The 17,123-nt window shown below is 40.7% G+C and carries 16 protein-coding genes; 3 read left to right on the forward strand and 13 right to left on the reverse strand.

Annotated elements, in window-relative coordinates; genetic code table 11:
- Positions 1-206: 206 nt before the first annotated feature.
- Positions 207-1,118 (forward strand): hypothetical protein, encoded by a 912-nt coding sequence (locus tag FCN25_RS20640; protein ID WP_137227236.1) that lies wholly within the window; start codon positions 207-209, stop codon positions 1,116-1,118.
- Between the two features lie 82 nt (positions 1,119-1,200).
- On the opposite strand, the gene FCN25_RS20645 is transcribed toward FCN25_RS20640, so the two are convergent.
- The 9 genes from FCN25_RS20645 to aroA all read right to left on the reverse strand — a co-directional run bounded on the left by FCN25_RS20645 (position 1,201) and on the right by aroA (position 9,358).
- Positions 1,201-1,752 (reverse strand): DUF2058 domain-containing protein, encoded by a 552-nt coding sequence (locus tag FCN25_RS20645; protein ID WP_137227237.1) that lies wholly within the window; start codon positions 1,750-1,752, stop codon positions 1,201-1,203.
- A gap of 27 nt (positions 1,753-1,779) precedes the next feature.
- Positions 1,780-2,607 carry an SDR family oxidoreductase gene (locus FCN25_RS20650; RefSeq protein ID WP_137227238.1) on the reverse strand — a complete coding sequence of 276 codons (828 nt, stop codon included), beginning with the start codon at positions 2,605-2,607 and terminating at the stop codon, positions 1,780-1,782.
- A gap of 108 nt (positions 2,608-2,715) precedes the next feature.
- Positions 2,716-3,414, reverse strand: coding sequence for an orotidine-5'-phosphate decarboxylase (gene pyrF, locus FCN25_RS20655; protein ID WP_137227239.1), 699 nt, complete (start codon positions 3,412-3,414; stop codon positions 2,716-2,718).
- Between the two features lie 66 nt (positions 3,415-3,480).
- Positions 3,481-4,641 carry a lipopolysaccharide assembly protein LapB gene (gene lapB / locus FCN25_RS20660; RefSeq protein WP_137227240.1) on the reverse strand — a complete coding sequence of 387 codons (1,161 nt, stop codon included), beginning with the start codon at positions 4,639-4,641 and terminating at the stop codon, positions 3,481-3,483.
- Position 4,642: 1 nt separating this feature from the next.
- Complete coding sequence (locus FCN25_RS20665) at positions 4,643-4,939, reverse strand: LapA family protein (protein ID WP_137227241.1); 297 nt, start codon at positions 4,937-4,939, stop codon at positions 4,643-4,645.
- Positions 4,940-5,060: 121 nt separating this feature from the next.
- A complete protein-coding gene (gene ihfB / locus FCN25_RS20670) occupies positions 5,061-5,348 on the reverse strand; it encodes an integration host factor subunit beta (RefSeq protein ID WP_137227242.1) in 288 nt (95 codons plus the stop codon).
- Positions 5,349-5,425: 77 nt separating this feature from the next.
- The gene (gene rpsA, locus FCN25_RS20675; RefSeq protein WP_137227243.1) at positions 5,426-7,093 is read right to left on the reverse strand and encodes a 30S ribosomal protein S1; all 1,668 of its coding nucleotides are present in this window, start codon (positions 7,091-7,093) and stop codon (positions 5,426-5,428) included.
- Positions 7,094-7,206: 113 nt separating this feature from the next.
- Positions 7,207-7,896 carry a (d)CMP kinase gene (cmk, locus tag FCN25_RS20680; RefSeq protein ID WP_137227244.1) on the reverse strand — a complete coding sequence of 230 codons (690 nt, stop codon included), beginning with the start codon at positions 7,894-7,896 and terminating at the stop codon, positions 7,207-7,209.
- A gap of 181 nt (positions 7,897-8,077) precedes the next feature.
- A complete protein-coding gene (gene aroA, locus FCN25_RS20685; RefSeq protein ID WP_137227245.1) occupies positions 8,078-9,358 on the reverse strand; it encodes a 3-phosphoshikimate 1-carboxyvinyltransferase in 1,281 nt (426 codons plus the stop codon).
- 438 nt (positions 9,359-9,796) lie between these two features.
- Between aroA and FCN25_RS20690 the strand changes: the two genes are divergently transcribed.
- On the forward strand, positions 9,797-10,987 hold the full coding sequence (locus tag FCN25_RS20690; protein ID WP_137227246.1) for an amino acid aminotransferase: 1,191 nt from the start codon (positions 9,797-9,799) through the stop codon (positions 10,985-10,987).
- A 78-nt stretch (positions 10,988-11,065) separates the two neighbouring features.
- Here FCN25_RS20690 and FCN25_RS20695 read toward each other — a convergent pair whose 3' ends face one another.
- From FCN25_RS20695 to FCN25_RS20705, 3 genes are read right to left on the reverse strand one after another with little or no spacing between them, the layout of a single operon-like run.
- On the reverse strand, positions 11,066-12,841 hold the full coding sequence (locus tag FCN25_RS20695) for an FAD-binding protein (RefSeq protein ID WP_137227247.1): 1,776 nt from the start codon (positions 12,839-12,841) through the stop codon (positions 11,066-11,068).
- A complete protein-coding gene (locus FCN25_RS20700; RefSeq protein WP_137227248.1) occupies positions 12,841-13,056 on the reverse strand; it encodes a ferredoxin family protein in 216 nt (71 codons plus the stop codon). The genes FCN25_RS20695 and FCN25_RS20700 overlap by 1 nt, the downstream gene beginning before the upstream one ends.
- 13 nt (positions 13,057-13,069) lie before the next feature.
- Positions 13,070-14,473 carry a ferric reductase-like transmembrane domain-containing protein gene (locus tag FCN25_RS20705; RefSeq protein WP_175405914.1) on the reverse strand — a complete coding sequence of 468 codons (1,404 nt, stop codon included), beginning with the start codon at positions 14,471-14,473 and terminating at the stop codon, positions 13,070-13,072.
- 275 nt (positions 14,474-14,748) lie between these two features.
- On the opposite strand from FCN25_RS20705, the gene FCN25_RS20710 reads away from it, so the two are divergent.
- Complete coding sequence (locus tag FCN25_RS20710) at positions 14,749-15,822, forward strand: methyltransferase (protein ID WP_137227250.1); 1,074 nt, start codon at positions 14,749-14,751, stop codon at positions 15,820-15,822.
- A gap of 104 nt (positions 15,823-15,926) precedes the next feature.
- Here the strand turns inward: FCN25_RS20710 and serC are convergent, their stop codons facing one another.
- A complete protein-coding gene (gene serC, locus FCN25_RS20715; protein ID WP_137227251.1) occupies positions 15,927-17,018 on the reverse strand; it encodes a 3-phosphoserine/phosphohydroxythreonine transaminase in 1,092 nt (363 codons plus the stop codon).
- Between the last annotated feature and the right edge of the window lie 105 nt (positions 17,019-17,123).

Genomic DNA, 17,123 nt, shown 5'->3' on the forward strand with positions numbered 1-17,123 from the left:
TTTAATTTATACTAAAGTGTCACAAAAAGAAAAGGTTTTTTAACCTAATTTTGACCTCACTACAGACAAAAGTACTTTTATAAAGAATATCGACCTATCACAGTATCAATGAGTTACAATTATTTTATGCTCATTGAGTTGTCACCTACTAAGATGAACAATGTAATGGTCTTCCTCCTATTTTAGATAAAAGCGAACTAAACGTAATGCACACAACAAATGACTCAGCAATTCCCTTAACCACTGCGACTGAGTCGTACCAAGAAGTGACCATCATTGGTAACGCCCATGGTGATTGGCAACCTGCAAAAATTGGCCATAGCTTTATTTTTAATGGCACACAGCATGATGACGATAATGTTATCAACATCTGTAATGGCCCTTATGCTGGCTCAGCTGATGCCTTTACAGTCAGGAATAGCCTAGATGACACGCAACTAGTATTGTTACTCACACAAGTAGCGAATACACTGAAAAAACAATTAAATTGTTGGCCATCATCAGGTTTAGTCACCCTTTTTTTAATGTCGATTGTGGCTAAACACGTTAATGTACAACGGATGTCGTTGCTGCCGTCATTGCAACGATCACAAGACATGTCTGCTGGTGATTATTTACCCTGTATGGTGCATAACTGGTTAGGAGAGCGTCGTCTTGCATTAGGGCTGCAATTAACTAATGACAATATTATGTGGCCTGAATTATTGATTAATGAAGCTACAATGCAAGTTGAACTTGATGCCAGTTTAGAAATGCCTGATATCAATCCATTTGAAGTGTTACTGAGTGATCTAGTTCGACAACGAGAGCAAAAACCAAATAACATTAAGTTTTCTACAGCACAAACCTTAGCCTTGCAAGTCACAACCGAGCGCCCTATTAACCTGGATATGCAATATGCACTATTGGCCGCGTTAAGTAATTTACCTAGCGTGCATTGGCTGTCTTATGCAAGCCAAGAAGACTTACTCACCGCTGAAGCATTGTTTTACAATGAAGACCCACAAAATAACACCAGTTATTGGTACCTAGTCGATTACCAAGCATCACAGTTTTTAGATGTCATCCGCCATCACTTAGCCTATTGCCAGCAAGTATTTGCATTAACAGCTAAATAATTTACCAACTATAGATGAACGGTCATCGATAATAATGCAATAAAAAACCTCTATAAAAGAGGTTTTTTATTGCACACAATGATTACCACATTAAATCATCTGGGATCGCGTAATCTGCATATGGATCGTTTTCATCACTCACTTGCGCAACAGAATCTTTCGCCTCTTTATCCCACAAATAACCACACCATTGTGGAACAAGTAGCTTAACTCGTTCTGCGAGCTTATGTGGCACGATGTAGGTTTTATCTTCATAACGGACTATCCCTAAACTGCCATTAAGTAAATCAGCTTGAATTTTATCGGTAATATAAACCGAATAAATCTTATTTTCTAACGTGAAGTTAAACTTAAGCTCGGCATCTTTCGCTACTGTAATCGCAAACTTCGAAAACTCGCTGATTAAACCTCGCACTTGACCTTTTTCTGATGCTTCAGCAAAGCGCTGTTCATTCAATGCCTTATCTTTTTTCGCTTGCATTAATTTTTGCTCAGCGATTTGTTGCTTAAGCTCAGAACTACCGTCATCAACTTTAGCTTTTTTGTCACGACGCTTTTGTGTCTTTGCGTCCCGTACTTTTTGTTTACTGGCAAGACCTGCTTTAAGCAGTTGATCTTGTAATGCATTTGCCATGGTATTTACCTTTAATTTTATCGATTTTTATAAACCGTGCTTGGCGGCTATCTCGCCTAATTCTGTCATTGCAATACTGGCTCCACCTAATGACCAACCACCGTCAACCGGCAACACAACTCCAGTAATGTAGGATGCCATATCTGATGCTAGGAACAAGGCTGCATTGGCAATATCTTGACCTTTACCATTACGTTTTAACGGCACACTATTTGCCACCCGCTGTTGGAGTTCATCGCTGGGGGCTAAGCGGTTAAAGCCTTCAGTATCGGCAATTGGTCCTGGTACGATAGAGTTAATTCGTATCCCTTCAACGCCCCACTCTAGTGCTAATGTACGAGTTAACATATCGACGCCGGCTTTAGCGGCGCAAACATGCACTTGTAACGGCATCGCGATATACGCTTGCGGTGCTGAAATTTGAATAATGCTGGCATTAGGACGTGATAACAATGGATAAGCCTGTTTCAACACTTGAAAACTGCCAATTAAATCAATATCAATGACCGATTTGAAACCATTGTTCGACAGCTTTGCTGCACTGGCCGGAAAGTTACCCGCTGCACCACTCAGTAACACATCAATATGACCGTAAACATCTGCAATTTTGGCAAAACCGACGGTTAAGGCATCATTGTCACGCACATCAAAACTAACACCTAAATGCTTGGCATTCGGATTAGCTTGAATCAGTAATTCAACCGCGGCATTGACCTTATCAATACTGCGACTCGCGACGACAACATTGGCTCCGGCTTTAGCAAATTGAATGGCAACTTGAAGATTAATACCGGATGTACCGCCAACCACAACAACATTTTTACCTGTGTAATCAAACCCTTTAACATCAAACATCGTCATCCCTTATTTCTGTGTGATTTTGGTTAATGTAAAAGAGTTACCCTTGTAGTGTAGATTGACTAAGTACCATGACTGAGTCAAAGCCACTACCGCGATAACAAATCAAACATGCAGTGATTGATAAATAGCCTTAAGTGCTGCTAATGGATCGGTAGCTTGAGTAATTGGTCGTCCAATCACCAAATAATCTGATCCTGCTGCAATAGCTTGTGATGGTGTCATCACTCGATGTTGATCACCCGCATCACTGCCTGCGGGGCGAATACCCGGTGTGACTAACATAAAGTCTTTGCCAAATGATGATTTAAGTAACTTAGCCTCTTGTGCAGAACAAACCACACCATCAAGGCCTGCTTGATGAGTTAACTTTGCTAAGCGTAATACATGCTCAAAGGCTGGCACATTGATACCGAGTAATGCTAAGTCTTCATCAGACATTGAGGTTAATACAGTAACAGCAATCAATAATGGTGCGTCTTTACCAAACGGTTCTAACGCCTTCTTGGCTGCTTGCATCATGCTTAATCCACCGCTGGCATGGACATTGGTCATCCACACGCCTAAATCGGCAGCCGCAGCAACGGCTTTGGCGACCGTATTGGGAATATCATGAAACTTTAAATCGAGAAACAAATCAAAATTACGACTGTGGATATCGTTAACCAGTTCAGGTCCGAATAACGTAAACATCTCTTTGCCGATTTTTAAACGACACATGTCTGGGTCTAGTTTATCAATAAAGGTTAATGCATCATTTTTATTGTCATAGTCGAGGGCAACTACAATGGATTTATCAGTCATTAGGACTCCAGCGGCAATAGCTTGTATAAGTACATTTATTATAGTGTCGTGAGTGCGATGATGACGTTATTCACCATCAAGCCCTTTGATACGCTTGATACTGCCCCATTGTTTACATGATGGACAATGCCAATATAAACCATGAGACGGAAAACCGCAGGCAGTACAGCGATAACTAGGGCGAAATTTAATTTGTTGTTCTACCAGCTGTTCTAGCATAGATAAACTTTGTTTCGCCTGCCCATCTTCAGCTTGTTTAATATGTAATTTCATTAAGTGCTGAAAACCCTTCATTGTAGGATGACGATAGAGGTTATCCAGCATCATGGTTTCGGCACTTTGATGTTGATTAAGGCTTATTTTGTGTTCAGCGAGAGCCACAACCACACTGGCACCCGCACCATCTGCAATTGCTTTGGCAAGCAGCTCGTGAAAACCATCGGGGTCTTGAGTGTCTCTATAGACTTGTTTCGCAATTGAAACACCATCAGCAAATAAGTCAATGTCAGCCACTTTGAGTTGTTGTAACGCTTGTTTACATAAATCAAATTGGCCGGCATCGAGATAAATTTTAGCTAAGGTTAACCAAGCTCGGCCGCATTGAGAGTCTTGCTTAATGGCTTGCTGCAGCTTTTTAATTTTATCTGCATCGTCATTAGCTTCATCAGCAAGTTGGCAATAAAAATGTGCCGTGGTGCATTTGAGCACTTGCTGGCGTTTCCGAGGTAATCGTTTAGTAATATCGATGGCACTTTGCCACTCTTTAGTCACTTGGTAGATTAACAGAAGTTGTGTTTCAGCTTCTTCACTGTGGTCATCTTGACTGACTAAATTAATAAAAATCTCTTCGGCTCGGTCGTAAAAACCTGCAGCCATATAATCTTTACCCAACTCCATCATGGCTATATCACGCTGCTCATTGGTCAAACTCGGCCTAGCAATCAAGTTTTGATGAATACGGATTGAGCGGTCTACTTCACCACGCTTGCGAAAGAGTGACCCTAACGATAAATGAGTGTCGATAGTTTCATCATCAACATCAAGCATACTTATAAATAGATCGACCGCTTTATCAGACTCGTTCGACAATAAAAAATTAAGCCCAGTAAAATAATCTCGGCTTAACTTTTTACTATGCTGGCTATCGTTATGACGAATACTGCGTCGTCCCATGTACCATCCATAACCGGCAGCGATAGGCAATAACAAGAACAAGATTTCTAGCATACTAGGCGGCTTGGTCCTTAGGCGTTACTGCAACGCTTGTTGTGTCAGCAGCGGTAAGCTTTTTCAACGCTTTGTTACTTTTACGTAAAGCAAGTTTGAGCTTAATGATGTGATAACAGGCAAATATCCAGCTGATGATAAAACCGCTGAAAAAGACCACTGCTAGTACCACAGGTAACCGATACTGCCCTTCGGCAATAAAGTAACTTAAGGTAACCACTTGTTCATTTTTAGCACCAAATAATAATGCTAAAACAAATAACAATCCTACTAATATAATTGCAATAAATGATCTCACGCTATTCTCCATACAGGCGCATCAATATAATGATTATCCAAGAATTTTACTGAGCTGACCAGCATTGACTGACATTAGATACAAAAAAGCCTCCAAAAGGAGGCTTTTTTTAAAGCGTTAATCAAAGATTAACAGCATCGACACGTTCGCGCAGTTCTTTGCCTGGCTTAAAGTGCGGTACATATTTGCCTTCCAAGTCAACAGAGGTTCCTGTTTTTGGATTACGGCCCATACGCGGTGCACGATAGTGAAGTGAAAAACTACCAAATCCACGGATTTCGATACGATCACCGCTTTCTAATGTTGTTGCCATTTGCTCCAACATTTCTTTGATTGCACTTTCCACTTCTTTCGCCGACAGTTGCGACTGCCTAGTGGCAAGTTTTTCGATAAGTTCAGATTTTGTCATCTTAGCTATTCCATATTATCAAGCCAAACACAGTCGCCTAATGGGGACCACGTCCCCATACAACAGACGATCTTCGATTACTTACGAGCTGCTTTAAATGCTTCAGCCATTGCGCTGCTCATTACAACTTCGTCTTGCTTGTTCAAAGTAGCAATCGCTTCTTTCTGTTCAGCTTCATCTTTCGCTTTGATAGATAAGCTGATAGAACGATTCTTACGATCTACACCCATGAACTTAGCTTCGATTGCATCGCCTACTGAGTATACAGTAGATGCATCTTCGATACGATCTGCAGAGATGTCAGCAACACGAATGTAGCCTTCAACTGTTTCTGCTAATTCAACTGTAACACCTTTTGCGTCAACAGCAGAAACAGTACCGTGAACTACGGTGCCTTTCTTCTTGTCAGCTAAGTATGCGTTGAATGGATCATCTTCAGTTTGCTTAACACCTAAACTGATGCGCTCACGCTCTGGGTCTACTGAAAGAACCACTGCATGGATTTCGTCGCCTTTCTTGTATTCAGAAACTGCGTCTTCGCCAGTACCGTTCCAAGAAATGTCAGATAAGTGAACAAGACCATCGATTCCACCGTCAAGACCGATAAAGATACCGAAGTCAGTGATTGACTTGATCTTACCAGATACTTTGTCGCCTTTGTTAAACTTAGTTGCGAAGTCATCCCATGGGTTAACTTTACACTGTTTAAGGCCTAGAGAAATACGACGACGTTCTTCATCGATGTCTAGTACTAACACTTCAACTTCATCACCTAAGTTAACAACTTTAGATGGGTGAATGTTTTTGTTAGTCCAATCCATTTCAGAAACGTGTACTAAACCTTCAACGCCTTCTTCGATTTCGACGAAGCAACCGTAGTCAGTTAAGTTTGTTACGCGACCAGTAAGCTTAGTGCTTTCTGGGTAACGCTTGCTGATTTCTAACCATGGATCTTCGCCAAGTTGCTTAAGACCTAGTGATACGCGAGTACGCTCACGGTCATATTTAAGTACTTTAACGTTGATTTCGTCACCAACATTAACGATTTCTGATGGGTGCTTAACACGTTTCCAAGCCATATCAGTGATATGTAAAAGACCGTCAACACCACCTAAGTCTACGAATGCACCGTAGTCAGTAAGGTTTTTAACGATACCTTTAACAGCTTGGCCTTCTTGTAGATTCTCAAGAAGAGTATCACGTTCAGCACTGCTTTCAGATTCGATAACTGCACGACGAGAAACAACAACGTTGTTACGCTTCTGGTCAAGCTTGATAACTTTGAATTCTAATTCTTTGTACTCTAAGTGAGCGGTGTCGCGAACTGGGCGCACATCAACTAGAGAACCTGGTAAGAAGGCACGGATACCGTTTAATTCAACAGTGAAACCGCCTTTAACTTTACCATTAATGATACCGATTACAGTTTCAGCATCTTCGTACGCTTTTTCTAGAACAATCCAAGCTTCATGACGCTTAGCTTTTTCGCGAGACAATTGAGTCTCACCGAAGCCATCTTCAACAGAGTCAAGGGCTACGTCAACTTCATCACCAACTTGAATTTCTAAAACACCTTGTGCGTTTTTGAATTCGTCAGCATTGATTGGGCTTTCAGACTTAAGACCAGCGTCAACAAGTACCATACCGTTTTCAATGGCAACAACTGTACCACGGACGATAGAACCTGGACGGAACTCTAAAGTTTCAAGGGATTGTTCAAATAGATCAGCAAAAGATTCAGTCATGTTTTAGGTTACTTCATATTTAAAACCACCATCCATCCTAGATGTGGAGTCTAGTAATATTATTCATGTCATCCTTAACACGAATACCTACTGCACAATAAACGACAATTCGTCTACGTAACAGTAATTTTTTGTTTAACGTATTCAAGCACCTGCTTTAATACATCATCTATACCTACACCACTTGTATCAATAACAAGAGCGTCATCAGCTGGGACTAATGGCGAAGCGGCGCGATTGATGTCGCGGTCGTCTCGTTCAATAATTTCAGCTAAAAGGCGATCGATTTTAACATCGAAGCCCTTGTCCTGCAACTGATTATAGCGTCTTTGAGCCCGTTCTTCAGCAGATGCAGTTAAAAATATTTTTACCGGTGCTTTAGAAAAAACCACCGTACCCATATCGCGTCCGTCAGCGACTAAACCAGGTTTGACACAAAAAGCCCGTTGGCGACGTAATAATGCCTCACGTACACGCGGTAACGCGGCCACTAAGGATGCCGCATTTGAGCATTCTTGGGTACGAATCGTCGTGGTGACATCTTCACCCTCAAGAATCACTTTAATCGCATCTTTCTCAGTGCCAGTCAAAAATTGAACATCAAGATGTGCAGCTAATAACGTCAGTGCTTCTTCGTTTTCTAGTTCAACATCATGATGAATAGCGGCTAAGGCTAAAACACGATAAATTGCACCACTGTCTAATAAATGCCAACCTAAATGCTGCGCCAATAATTGGCAGATTGTCCCTTTCCCTGCACCGCTAGGGCCATCAACTGTGATCACTGGAGATCGTTCTGACATAAGTTCCTCCGAAAATAATCTATCGTCCCTGAAAAAGATAAAGGGTTCGTCAAAATAAGCGCGCGCATTGTATAACAAAAAAATGTTAATTACTGATGAATTTTCAGTTATTAAAATCAAGATCGTCCTTTTACACATACCTTATATGCAAAAGGGCCAATTTGACTATAGCTATACGGTGTTATTTAGCCAACTGTAAAAATTGGTCAAAGTAATCTGGGAATGTTTTAGACGTACAGTCAGGATCATTGATAGTGATGCCACAATCAGCAAATACCATTAATGAGAAACACATCGCCATACGATGATCATTGTAGGTGTCAATCGCCGCAGTATTTAATGCTTCAGGTGGTGTGATGGTAATGTAATCGTAGCCTTCCTCAACAATCGCGCCTACTTTACGTAATTCAGTGGCCATAGCGGCTAAACGGTCGGTTTCTTTAATACGCCAATTGTAGATATTGGTCAGTTTTGTAGTGCCTTTAGCAAATAATGCCGCTGTTGCAATGGTCATTGCTGCATCTGGAATATGATTCATGTCCATTTCAATGGCACTAAGATTCGATTTTCTGGCAATAATGAAATCATCACCCCACTCTATGTCAGCCCCCATTTGCGCCAAGGCATCTGCAAACTTTACATCGCCTTGAATGCTTAAGCGGCCCACGCCCGTTACTTTAACTTCACCACCTTGGATAGCTCCTGCGGCAAGAAAATATGATGCAGATGATGCATCACCTTCCACAAGCACTTTTCCAGGTGATACATATTGTTGGCCGGCTTTAATTTCGAATCGTTGATATTGATGATTAATCACTTCAACACCAAACTGTTTCATTAACGCGATGGTGATATCAATATAAGGTTTGGAAACAAGTTCACCTTTGATCTTAATATTGACGCTGTCTTTAGTCAGCGGCGCGACCATTAGCAGTGCCGTTAAAAACTGGCTTGATAAATCACCAGCAATTTCGACATCGCCGCCATTAAGTCCAGTGGCCTTAATTGTTAATGGTGGAAAACCGTCATTTTTAAGGTAAGTCACATCTGCGCCTAATTGACGAAGTGCATCGACTAAATCGCCAATCGGACGTTCTTCCATTCGTGGCTCGCCAGTTAAGGTAAACTCTCCTTGCCCTAACGTTAAGGCTGCACACAATGGACGCATTGCAGTACCGGCATTGCCTAAAAACAAACTTTGCGCAGCATCCGATGAAATTGGCCCTGCATTCCCCTCAACAGTACACACTGTCTTATCATCACTTAACTTATAGTTAATACCCAGTTGCTTAAGCGATGCCAACATATAACGAATATCATCTGAATCGAGCAAGTTTGTAAGTGTGGTGCTGCCTTTGGCAAGTGTCGCTAATAATAATGCACGGTTTGAAATACTTTTAGATCCGGGAATATTAATTTCGCCATCTATACAAGTAACAGGATTAAGACGCAGTTGCTTCATTCGCTTTCTTCTTTTTGCTAAAGATTAAGTTCGTTTTAATCTTGGTGGTTAACATCACTCATTTATTGCCAGACAGCGTAAATCAAGTGGAACAAATTCATTACAGGGGTTAACTTGGTAATTGTTAATTAATTATTACCATTACAGGCTAACAGAATACGGATAATGACGATTATTGCTAGTACCAATAATTCATTTTATTGCCATTTACACCTGCTAATACTCGTTTACTCGTTAAGAACAGAGCAAAACAATGTAATGGAGCACCATTACAGCAGATAATTTATCGATATGACAGTATTATTTGTCCGTTCAGTAAACTTTGCAGATGAAAAAATCTCAATATTCAATTAATTGAGATAGCGATCAATTATGACTTTATCTCTTTGTTTAAAGCACGTTATGCTTAGGGCAAATAGCTAATATAAGGTTCTATTCATGTTCAATACCCTAACAGCCTTACCTGCTGATCCTATTTTAGGTCTGCTAACTCAATATCGTGAAGACAGTCACCCAAATAAAGTCGATTTAGGTGTCGGCGTTTACAAAGACCCTGTTGGCCATACGCCCATTTTAGATTGCGTTAAAGCAGCTGAAAAAATTCGTTTAGACACAGAAACAACCAAAGTCTACATCGGCCCTACGGGTTCAGCATCGTTTAACCAGTTAATGGGTGAATTAGCCTTTGGTGCTAGCCACACAGCATTACTGGCTAACCGAGTGCGTACAGTGTCTACCCCTGGTGGAACAGGTGCCCTGCGTGTTGCAGCAGACTTTATTAAACGTTGTAATCCTAATGCGGTGTTATGGGTGAGCGATCCAACTTGGGCAAATCACACAGGTTTATTTGAGGCTGCTGGTATTACGGTTAGAACCTATCCATATTACGACTACAATACTAAAACTCTCAAATTTGAACAGATGATGGCGGCGTTAAATACCATTGGTAAAGATGATGTGGTGTTATTGCATGCTTGTTGCCATAACCCTAGTGGTATGGATTTAACCCCTGAGCAGTGGGATGAAGTCGTTAAGATAACGGCTAAGCAAGGTTTCACACCATTAATTGACATGGCTTACCAAGGTTTTGGCGATGGTGTTGATGAAGATGCTTATGGTGTTCGCCAAATGGCCGCATCAGTTGAAAACATGATTTTATGTAGCTCTTGTTCCAAAAACTTCGGCTTATACCGCGAACGTATTGGTGCTTGCTCTATTGTAGCTAAAGACAGTGCAACGGCAGATGTCGTACTATCAGTATTGTTGTATGTAGTGCGCTGTATTTATTCAATGCCACCTGCTCATGGCGCTGCGATTGTTGAAACCATTTTAGGGACGCCAGCGCTTAAGCAACAATGGTTAGATGAGCTTAAAGTGATGCGAGATCGTATTAACGGTAACCGCACTATGTTGGTTGAGCAATTAGCCGCCAATGGTGTTGACCGCGACTTTAGTTTTATCGCTCATCAAAAAGGTATGTTTTCATTTCTAGGTGTTAACCCACAACAAGTTGCCGCATTGAAACAGCAATATAGCGTCTATATGGTCGGTTCAAGCCGCATCAGTATTGCCGGTATTAGTGAAGCAAACGTTGATTACCTTGCTAAATCGATAGCTGCTGTACTATAAGTCGTTATTACTAGGACTGACCATAATGAAACAGCCGACTCCTTGAGTCGGCTGTTTGTTATTAACTCAGCTACTCATTTAACTAAAGTTTGGCCAGCTATCAAAGTGTTGCTTTTCTAATCGCATATTGCCATTGGTATCTTTAGAGATATTGATCCATGCTTGCCAGTTTTCATAATCAACGTCTGGGTAATCTAAACGATAATGACTGCAACGACTTTCTGTACGCATAATTGATGCCTTGAGTTTCATTTCTGCGGTAACAATCATGTTTTCAGTTTCATGAGCCAAACGCAGCGCATGGAGATCATCAGCCATGAGCATCGGAACATGATGTTCATTGAGCTCTTCTACATAGGCCAATGCTGCTTGCATCATGCGTTCCTTTTTAATATAAAGCACAAAATTAGGGATCATCACGCCTTGTAATACTTGGGTTACCCACGCGGGGCTATAACCCCGTTTACGCGTCAATGGTTCGAGTATCTGCTGGTTAACTAAAGCTAAATATGCTTCAGAAACCGTTAGTTTTCCTTTGATATTTAAACTGTCTTTAGCTGCCGCTTCACCCGCAATAGCGCCCTGCACGGCCGAACCTGAAAGAGATGAACCAATTTGTGTATAAATACCGCCAGACATATATGAACCTAAAGCATCACCAGCAGCATATAATCCGGGTATAGTGGATAACCCTTGCTCATTAATTGGCACCAATCCTTCTGATTTATGAATTGCCATACCTGCACTTGAACCACCTACTTGATTGCCTCCCATCCCCGGAGGACCTGAGTGACCTTTACCTGAAATTAACGTTCTTATAAAGCCTTCTTCTTGTGGACGTGGTGGTGGTCCTGAACGTTTAAATACATCTGGTACAAATGGACCTGCTGGAAATGAGTCAAGTTTAGCTGCCTGGTTTTGTTCACTCTTTCCTGCATGCTGTGGTGGCATCATCATTACCGGAGCCCCCTGAGTATAAGCTTGATAATTCATATCGACACCCAAGTCATGATGAATTTCAGCCGCTGTAACTGATGGTTTTTCTTCAATTTGACCATGCCAATTGTCGTAACAAGAACCTGAATTCTTAGCCGAACCGGGATGTCCATCGTTCCATTCTTTACCCGTCACTTTAGCGCCAATTTTATAAGCCATAATGGTGCCGTCATGGGTTAAATCACATACTGGAAATCCACTGGGTTTGAATCCACCCGACCCGGTACACAAGACCACTGTTTTGGCATGATAATGAACGATTTTTAATTCATCTAAACTAAAACCTGAGGCGCCTACAACCCTACCATCTTGCTTTAACAAGTGAGTGATCATGATACGTTCCTCAACGGGAATATTACGTTCGTTGAGGGGCTTCATAAAACTGTGATGATAAAGTGGTGAATCAAAGAATCCCCATGCCTTGAGCTCTTGTACTCGAGCATAAGAATGCTCAGCCAATTGCCGAGTAAATACCGGATTATTAGTCTGAATGGCAGATTCTGTTACTTGGGCAACAAATTCATCAATACTCATGATGGCATTGTCTTTATCGTAACTAAAAATTCCTTTTGCGAAAGGCGTTAACCCTGAGCTACCGACTCGCCCTTTGGATACTATTAGGGTTTTCGAACCTGCATCATGGGCTTTTACTGCAGCAAATAACCCTGCCATGCCACCACCAATAATTAGCACATCAAGCTCACGATTATCGACAGTAAAGTCTTTGCTGTTTATCTTAGGTTTATTCTCTTGTGCGGGCGCATCAAACGGAATACTAGCGAATGCTGCAGCTCCGGCTATGCCGCCTGCTATGCCGATAAATTGACGACGAGATAAAGTTTGTTCAGGTTTCATCATTACCTCCAAGACACCATGACAGGAATACTTTTATCCGGGGTGATAGTGATTGCACCAACAGGACAATATAATCTGCATAAATGACAGATCTGACAATCTTCCGGGTAACGTATTTCAGCTTTGTTTGTTTCTTTATTCATATGAATAACATCAGTTGGACAACTTTTGACACAAGCCTCGCAACCAATGCAGCCAGATATTTGCTTAATAGGCATCTTTTGCTCCTAATTAAAATGCAAGTTGTTCAAAATGGATTTGATTATTTGCCACACCCAGTTGCTTAAAATGACCAGTCGTCGCCGTTAACATTGATTCGGGGCCACATACATAAAATGTCCATTGTGTTTCTAATTGAGTAGTGACACTGGCAGCAATCTGCTGTAAATCAATAAATCCTTTCACTAAATGACGACCACTCAAAAGATCGTTATTTTCAATATGTTCACACACTAATTTCAGCTTAAAATCGACCATGGTTTGTTCAAGTGCTATTAGCTCATATAAACAGACCATACGATCGAGTGTATGATTAGCGTAAATAAGTCTAATTGGACGGGGATCATGTTGTTCTGCTAGTTGACGTAATAAACCTAGTATGGGCGCAATACCTGCCCCCCCAGCAATTAACGTTATTCCTCTCGTTAAATTAGCTTGCTCAAGTGTCATATTGCCGTAAGGACCATCAATATAAACAGTTGCACCTAATTCAAGTTGGCTTAATGATGAAGTGTAGTCGCCTAACTCTCTAATAATAAACGATATCATTTTGTGTTGTTGAGAAGCGGTTACTATCGAAAAAGGATGTTGTTCCAAGTTATATGGATTACCACTGGTGTTAATCCACACAAACTGACCTGCTTGATAATTTAATGATTGCGCTGTTTTGGATTTAATACTCAGTTTCCAATCACACTCACTGATTTTTTCAAGTGCATTAATGGCGTAAGGATGCTTTTTAATATTACGTGGCTTAATGAAGTAGTTATAAATTAACAATGCCATCGACACACAGTACAAAGACCACCAAGTGATATTGAATGCATGGTTAAATTGTCCATGACTTCCAATGGTTGTCACATGCAGTGTCGCCAACGTAGCAATAATTGCAAAACCAATAACATGCAATAAACGCCAAGTCTCATAGCGTAGATTTAGCTTGTCTTTATAAATCGACATTAATACCCAAACCGCCATTGTTAACCAAGCTATTATTCCTGTTAACATATTTGGTGACGTCACCACACTGACAATGCTTAACCACAAGTCATCTATAGAAATAAAGCCTTTGGGTAATACAATTAATATGGGATGTAAGAAGAAGAAAATACCGAGATATTTACCTAACTGTTTATGCTTGGTGATCCCCCAGTCTATGTTGGCAAATAATGGCAAATACTTTAGCCGTCCAGCTAGCGGAAATTGCATAAAGAAAACCATCATTGCAATTAAATTAACGGCACCTAGCACACTGCTATAGACACCAGTAAATTCCATACCCAATAACTGGGCAATAACAAATGGCACGATTGCCAATGCTAGATAGGCACAAGCCAACCTTTTGTGCTTAGTAAATTTTAATGAACGTAAATGTAGGTTTAATGCCTGTGTTTTAATCGAAATGGGTGAATTCATTATGTCTCCAAGGGTGTAATGACACCATAGAAATACCATACATGCAGCAGGGTTAAGATTGGGTTAATAATGACTAATAGTAAAGTAAGGTTACGCAAAGCTATGTAAACACTAGGGCCTGTTGAATTAATCAGACTTAGTTCCAGATAATATTTAGCTGATGTGTATTATTGTTAACCTAAAAAAACGAAAACTAGAACTAGGTCAAAACCTTAGTGATATTTATTTGCTAATCTAATATCAATATTTTCCTCATTGTTAAGTTAACGTTTCTAATGTCTTTTTATCAATCTCCCAAAAAAATATCTGCTTTTGATGCCAAGTTTGAAGCACAAAAAATAGCTTTTGCACCTGTCAGTTTTCAAGTCGCACGTTGCTTAAATAAATTTGGTTTACTCGCTGAGGTTGATCAGGCTGGTGAACAAGGCATTAGTCTTGTTCAACTTACTCAGCATGTTGAATTGTCTCAATATGCCATTCACGTATTGCTTGATATGGGACTCAGCATGGGTATTTTTTGGTGTAAGGATGATCATTATCGATTGGATAAAACGGGCTATTTCTTGCTCCATGATGATATGGCCGCAAAAAATCTAAACTTCATTCATGATGTTTGCTATCAAGGTTTGTTTGAACTCGATGAGTCACTTAAGCAAGGTAAAGCAATTGGACTTAAGCACTTAGGTGATTGGGACACGATTTACCCAGGATTAAGCCAACTACCTGAACAAACTAAAAAAAGCTGGTTTGAATTTGATCATTATTATTCAGATCATGCTTTTGACAGCCTATTACCATTAATATTCAAGTCACAGCCGGACCATATTATTGATGTGGGTGGCAATACTGGTAAATGGGCATTTGCATGCACCCATTATAATAAAACCGTCAAAGTAACCATTATGGATTTACCCGGTCAACTTGCTGTTGCAATGAAAAATGCACAAACTCAGTTGGTTGCAGATCGGGTACATCCATTTGAAACAGATTTACTCGATAGCAACAAGCCTTTCTACCAAGGTGGTGATTTGTATTGGATGAGTCAATTTCTAGATTGTTTTTCAAAACAACAAATTATCACTATTCTGCAACGCACAGTGGCTGCGATGAAGCCTGGCAGTGAACTTTGTATTTTAGAGACCTATTGGGATCGACAGCCACACGAAGCGGGCGCCTATTGTGTTAACGCAACGTCGTTGTATTTCACCGCTATTGCCAATGGGAATAGCCGCATGTACCACAGTAAAGATATGCTAAAAATGATTAATGAAGCTGGGCTGTATGTTGATGAAGACATTGATAATATTGGTCTTGGTCATACCTTACTACGTTGTAAATTAAAGCCGTAAATCGGTATTAAACATGGATACTAAGTACTAAAAAAGCGAATGCTGTTTGGCATTCGCTTTTTTATATTCATTAACCCAAATTGCGGTAAGGTTGGCTTTTTAGATTAGCTGTGTTTTATGGCAAAGTTATTCATAAAATCAACCAGGGCTTGTACACCTTCAAGTGGCATCGCATTATAAATGCTGGCGCGCATACCACCCACAATGCGGTGACCTTTTAACGCGACTAAACCCGCCTGCTCCGCTTGCTTTAAAAACTCAACGTCTAAGCTATTGTCCACTAGTTGGAACGTCACGTTCATCCGTGAGCGATTATGTGGCGCTACGCCATTTTTATAAAATGGGTTACTGTCGATACACTCATACAATAACGCTGCTTTTTGTTGATTAACATCAGCCATCGTGCTCACGCCGCCATTAGCCTCTAACCACGCAAACACTTCTGAGGCTAAATACCATGCAAACGTGGGCGGTGTATTAAACATAGAGCCATGTTCAACCGCTACTCGATAATCCATTATTGATGATTGAGGTAGACTTGGAAGTGTTAGCATATCGTCACGTACAATGACAATCGACAAGCCTGATGGACCAATGTTCTTTTGCGCGCCGGCGTATATCAGTCCGTATTTACTGACATCAATGTGGTGCGACATAATAGTAGACGACAAATCCGCAACAATTGGCCATGGGCTATCTAATTCTTCGAAAATTTCAATACCATCGACGGTTTCGTTAGAACAATAATGCACATATCGATAATCTTTATCGATTGCAGTTAAATCAGGCAATATCACCTGATTAAGCCCATCGACTTGTTCAACAATATTGATGGTATCAATTTGGCTTTCACTTACTAATTTTTTTGCTTCAGTCACTGCAGCTGATGACCATTGACCACTCACCAAATAAAGAGCCTGGCCGTTATCACCCAAAAAGTTATTCACCACGTTCGAAAACTGGGCGCGACCACCACCGTGCATAAATAACACATGGTAATTGTCAGGAATATGCATCAACTTGCGCAGAGTCACTTCGGCTTGCTGAGTCATTGCAATAAATTCTTTGCTACGGTGGCTAATTTCCATTACGGAGACGCCTAGGCCATTCCAATCAATTAATTCCTGTTGTGCTTTTTGCATCACAGCTTGAGGTAACATCGCAGGTCCAGCACAGAAATTATAAATCGCACTCACAGACAACTCCTTGACTCAATTTTTATTCATCAGATAAGAGCATTAATACTAAGTATTTTAGTACCCTTTGAATAGGGGGCTATCCGTCTATTTTGATGAATATTT

The sequence above is a fragment of the Shewanella sp. MEBiC00475 genome (assembly GCF_005234075.1).
GTDB lineage: Bacteria > Pseudomonadota > Gammaproteobacteria > Enterobacterales > Shewanellaceae > Shewanella > Shewanella polaris.

Excerpts from the sequence above, each read along its gene's own strand:
- cmk (WP_137227244.1), bottom strand. The coding sequence starts at position 7,896 with ATGTCAGAACGATCTCCAGTGATCACAGTTGATGGCCCTAGCGGTGCA.
- FCN25_RS20700 (WP_137227248.1), bottom strand. The coding sequence starts at position 13,056 with ATGCCTATTAAGCAAATATCTGGCTGCATTGGTTGCGAGGCTTGTGTC.
- FCN25_RS20645 (WP_137227237.1), bottom strand. The coding sequence starts at position 1,752 with ATGGCAAATGCATTACAAGATCAACTGCTTAAAGCAGGTCTTGCCAGT.
- FCN25_RS20695 (WP_137227247.1), bottom strand. The coding sequence starts at position 12,841 with ATGATGAAACCTGAACAAACTTTATCTCGTCGTCAATTTATCGGCATA.
- FCN25_RS20690 (WP_137227246.1), top strand. The coding sequence starts at position 9,797 with ATGTTCAATACCCTAACAGCCTTACCTGCTGATCCTATTTTAGGTCTG.
- rpsA (WP_137227243.1), bottom strand. The coding sequence starts at position 7,093 with ATGACTGAATCTTTTGCTGATCTATTTGAACAATCCCTTGAAACTTTA.
- FCN25_RS20705 (WP_175405914.1), bottom strand. The coding sequence starts at position 14,473 with ATGAATTCACCCATTTCGATTAAAACACAGGCATTAAACCTACATTTA.
- lapB (WP_137227240.1), bottom strand. The coding sequence starts at position 4,641 with ATGCTAGAAATCTTGTTCTTGTTATTGCCTATCGCTGCCGGTTATGGA.
- FCN25_RS20650 (WP_137227238.1), bottom strand. The coding sequence starts at position 2,607 with ATGTTTGATGTTAAAGGGTTTGATTACACAGGTAAAAATGTTGTTGTG.
- FCN25_RS20640 (WP_137227236.1), top strand. The coding sequence starts at position 207 with ATGCACACAACAAATGACTCAGCAATTCCCTTAACCACTGCGACTGAG.
- FCN25_RS20710 (WP_137227250.1), top strand. The coding sequence starts at position 14,749 with ATGTCTTTTTATCAATCTCCCAAAAAAATATCTGCTTTTGATGCCAAG.
- pyrF (WP_137227239.1), bottom strand. The coding sequence starts at position 3,414 with ATGACTGATAAATCCATTGTAGTTGCCCTCGACTATGACAATAAAAAT.
- ihfB (WP_137227242.1), bottom strand. The coding sequence starts at position 5,348 with ATGACAAAATCTGAACTTATCGAAAAACTTGCCACTAGGCAGTCGCAA.
- aroA (WP_137227245.1), bottom strand. The coding sequence starts at position 9,358 with ATGAAGCAACTGCGTCTTAATCCTGTTACTTGTATAGATGGCGAAATT.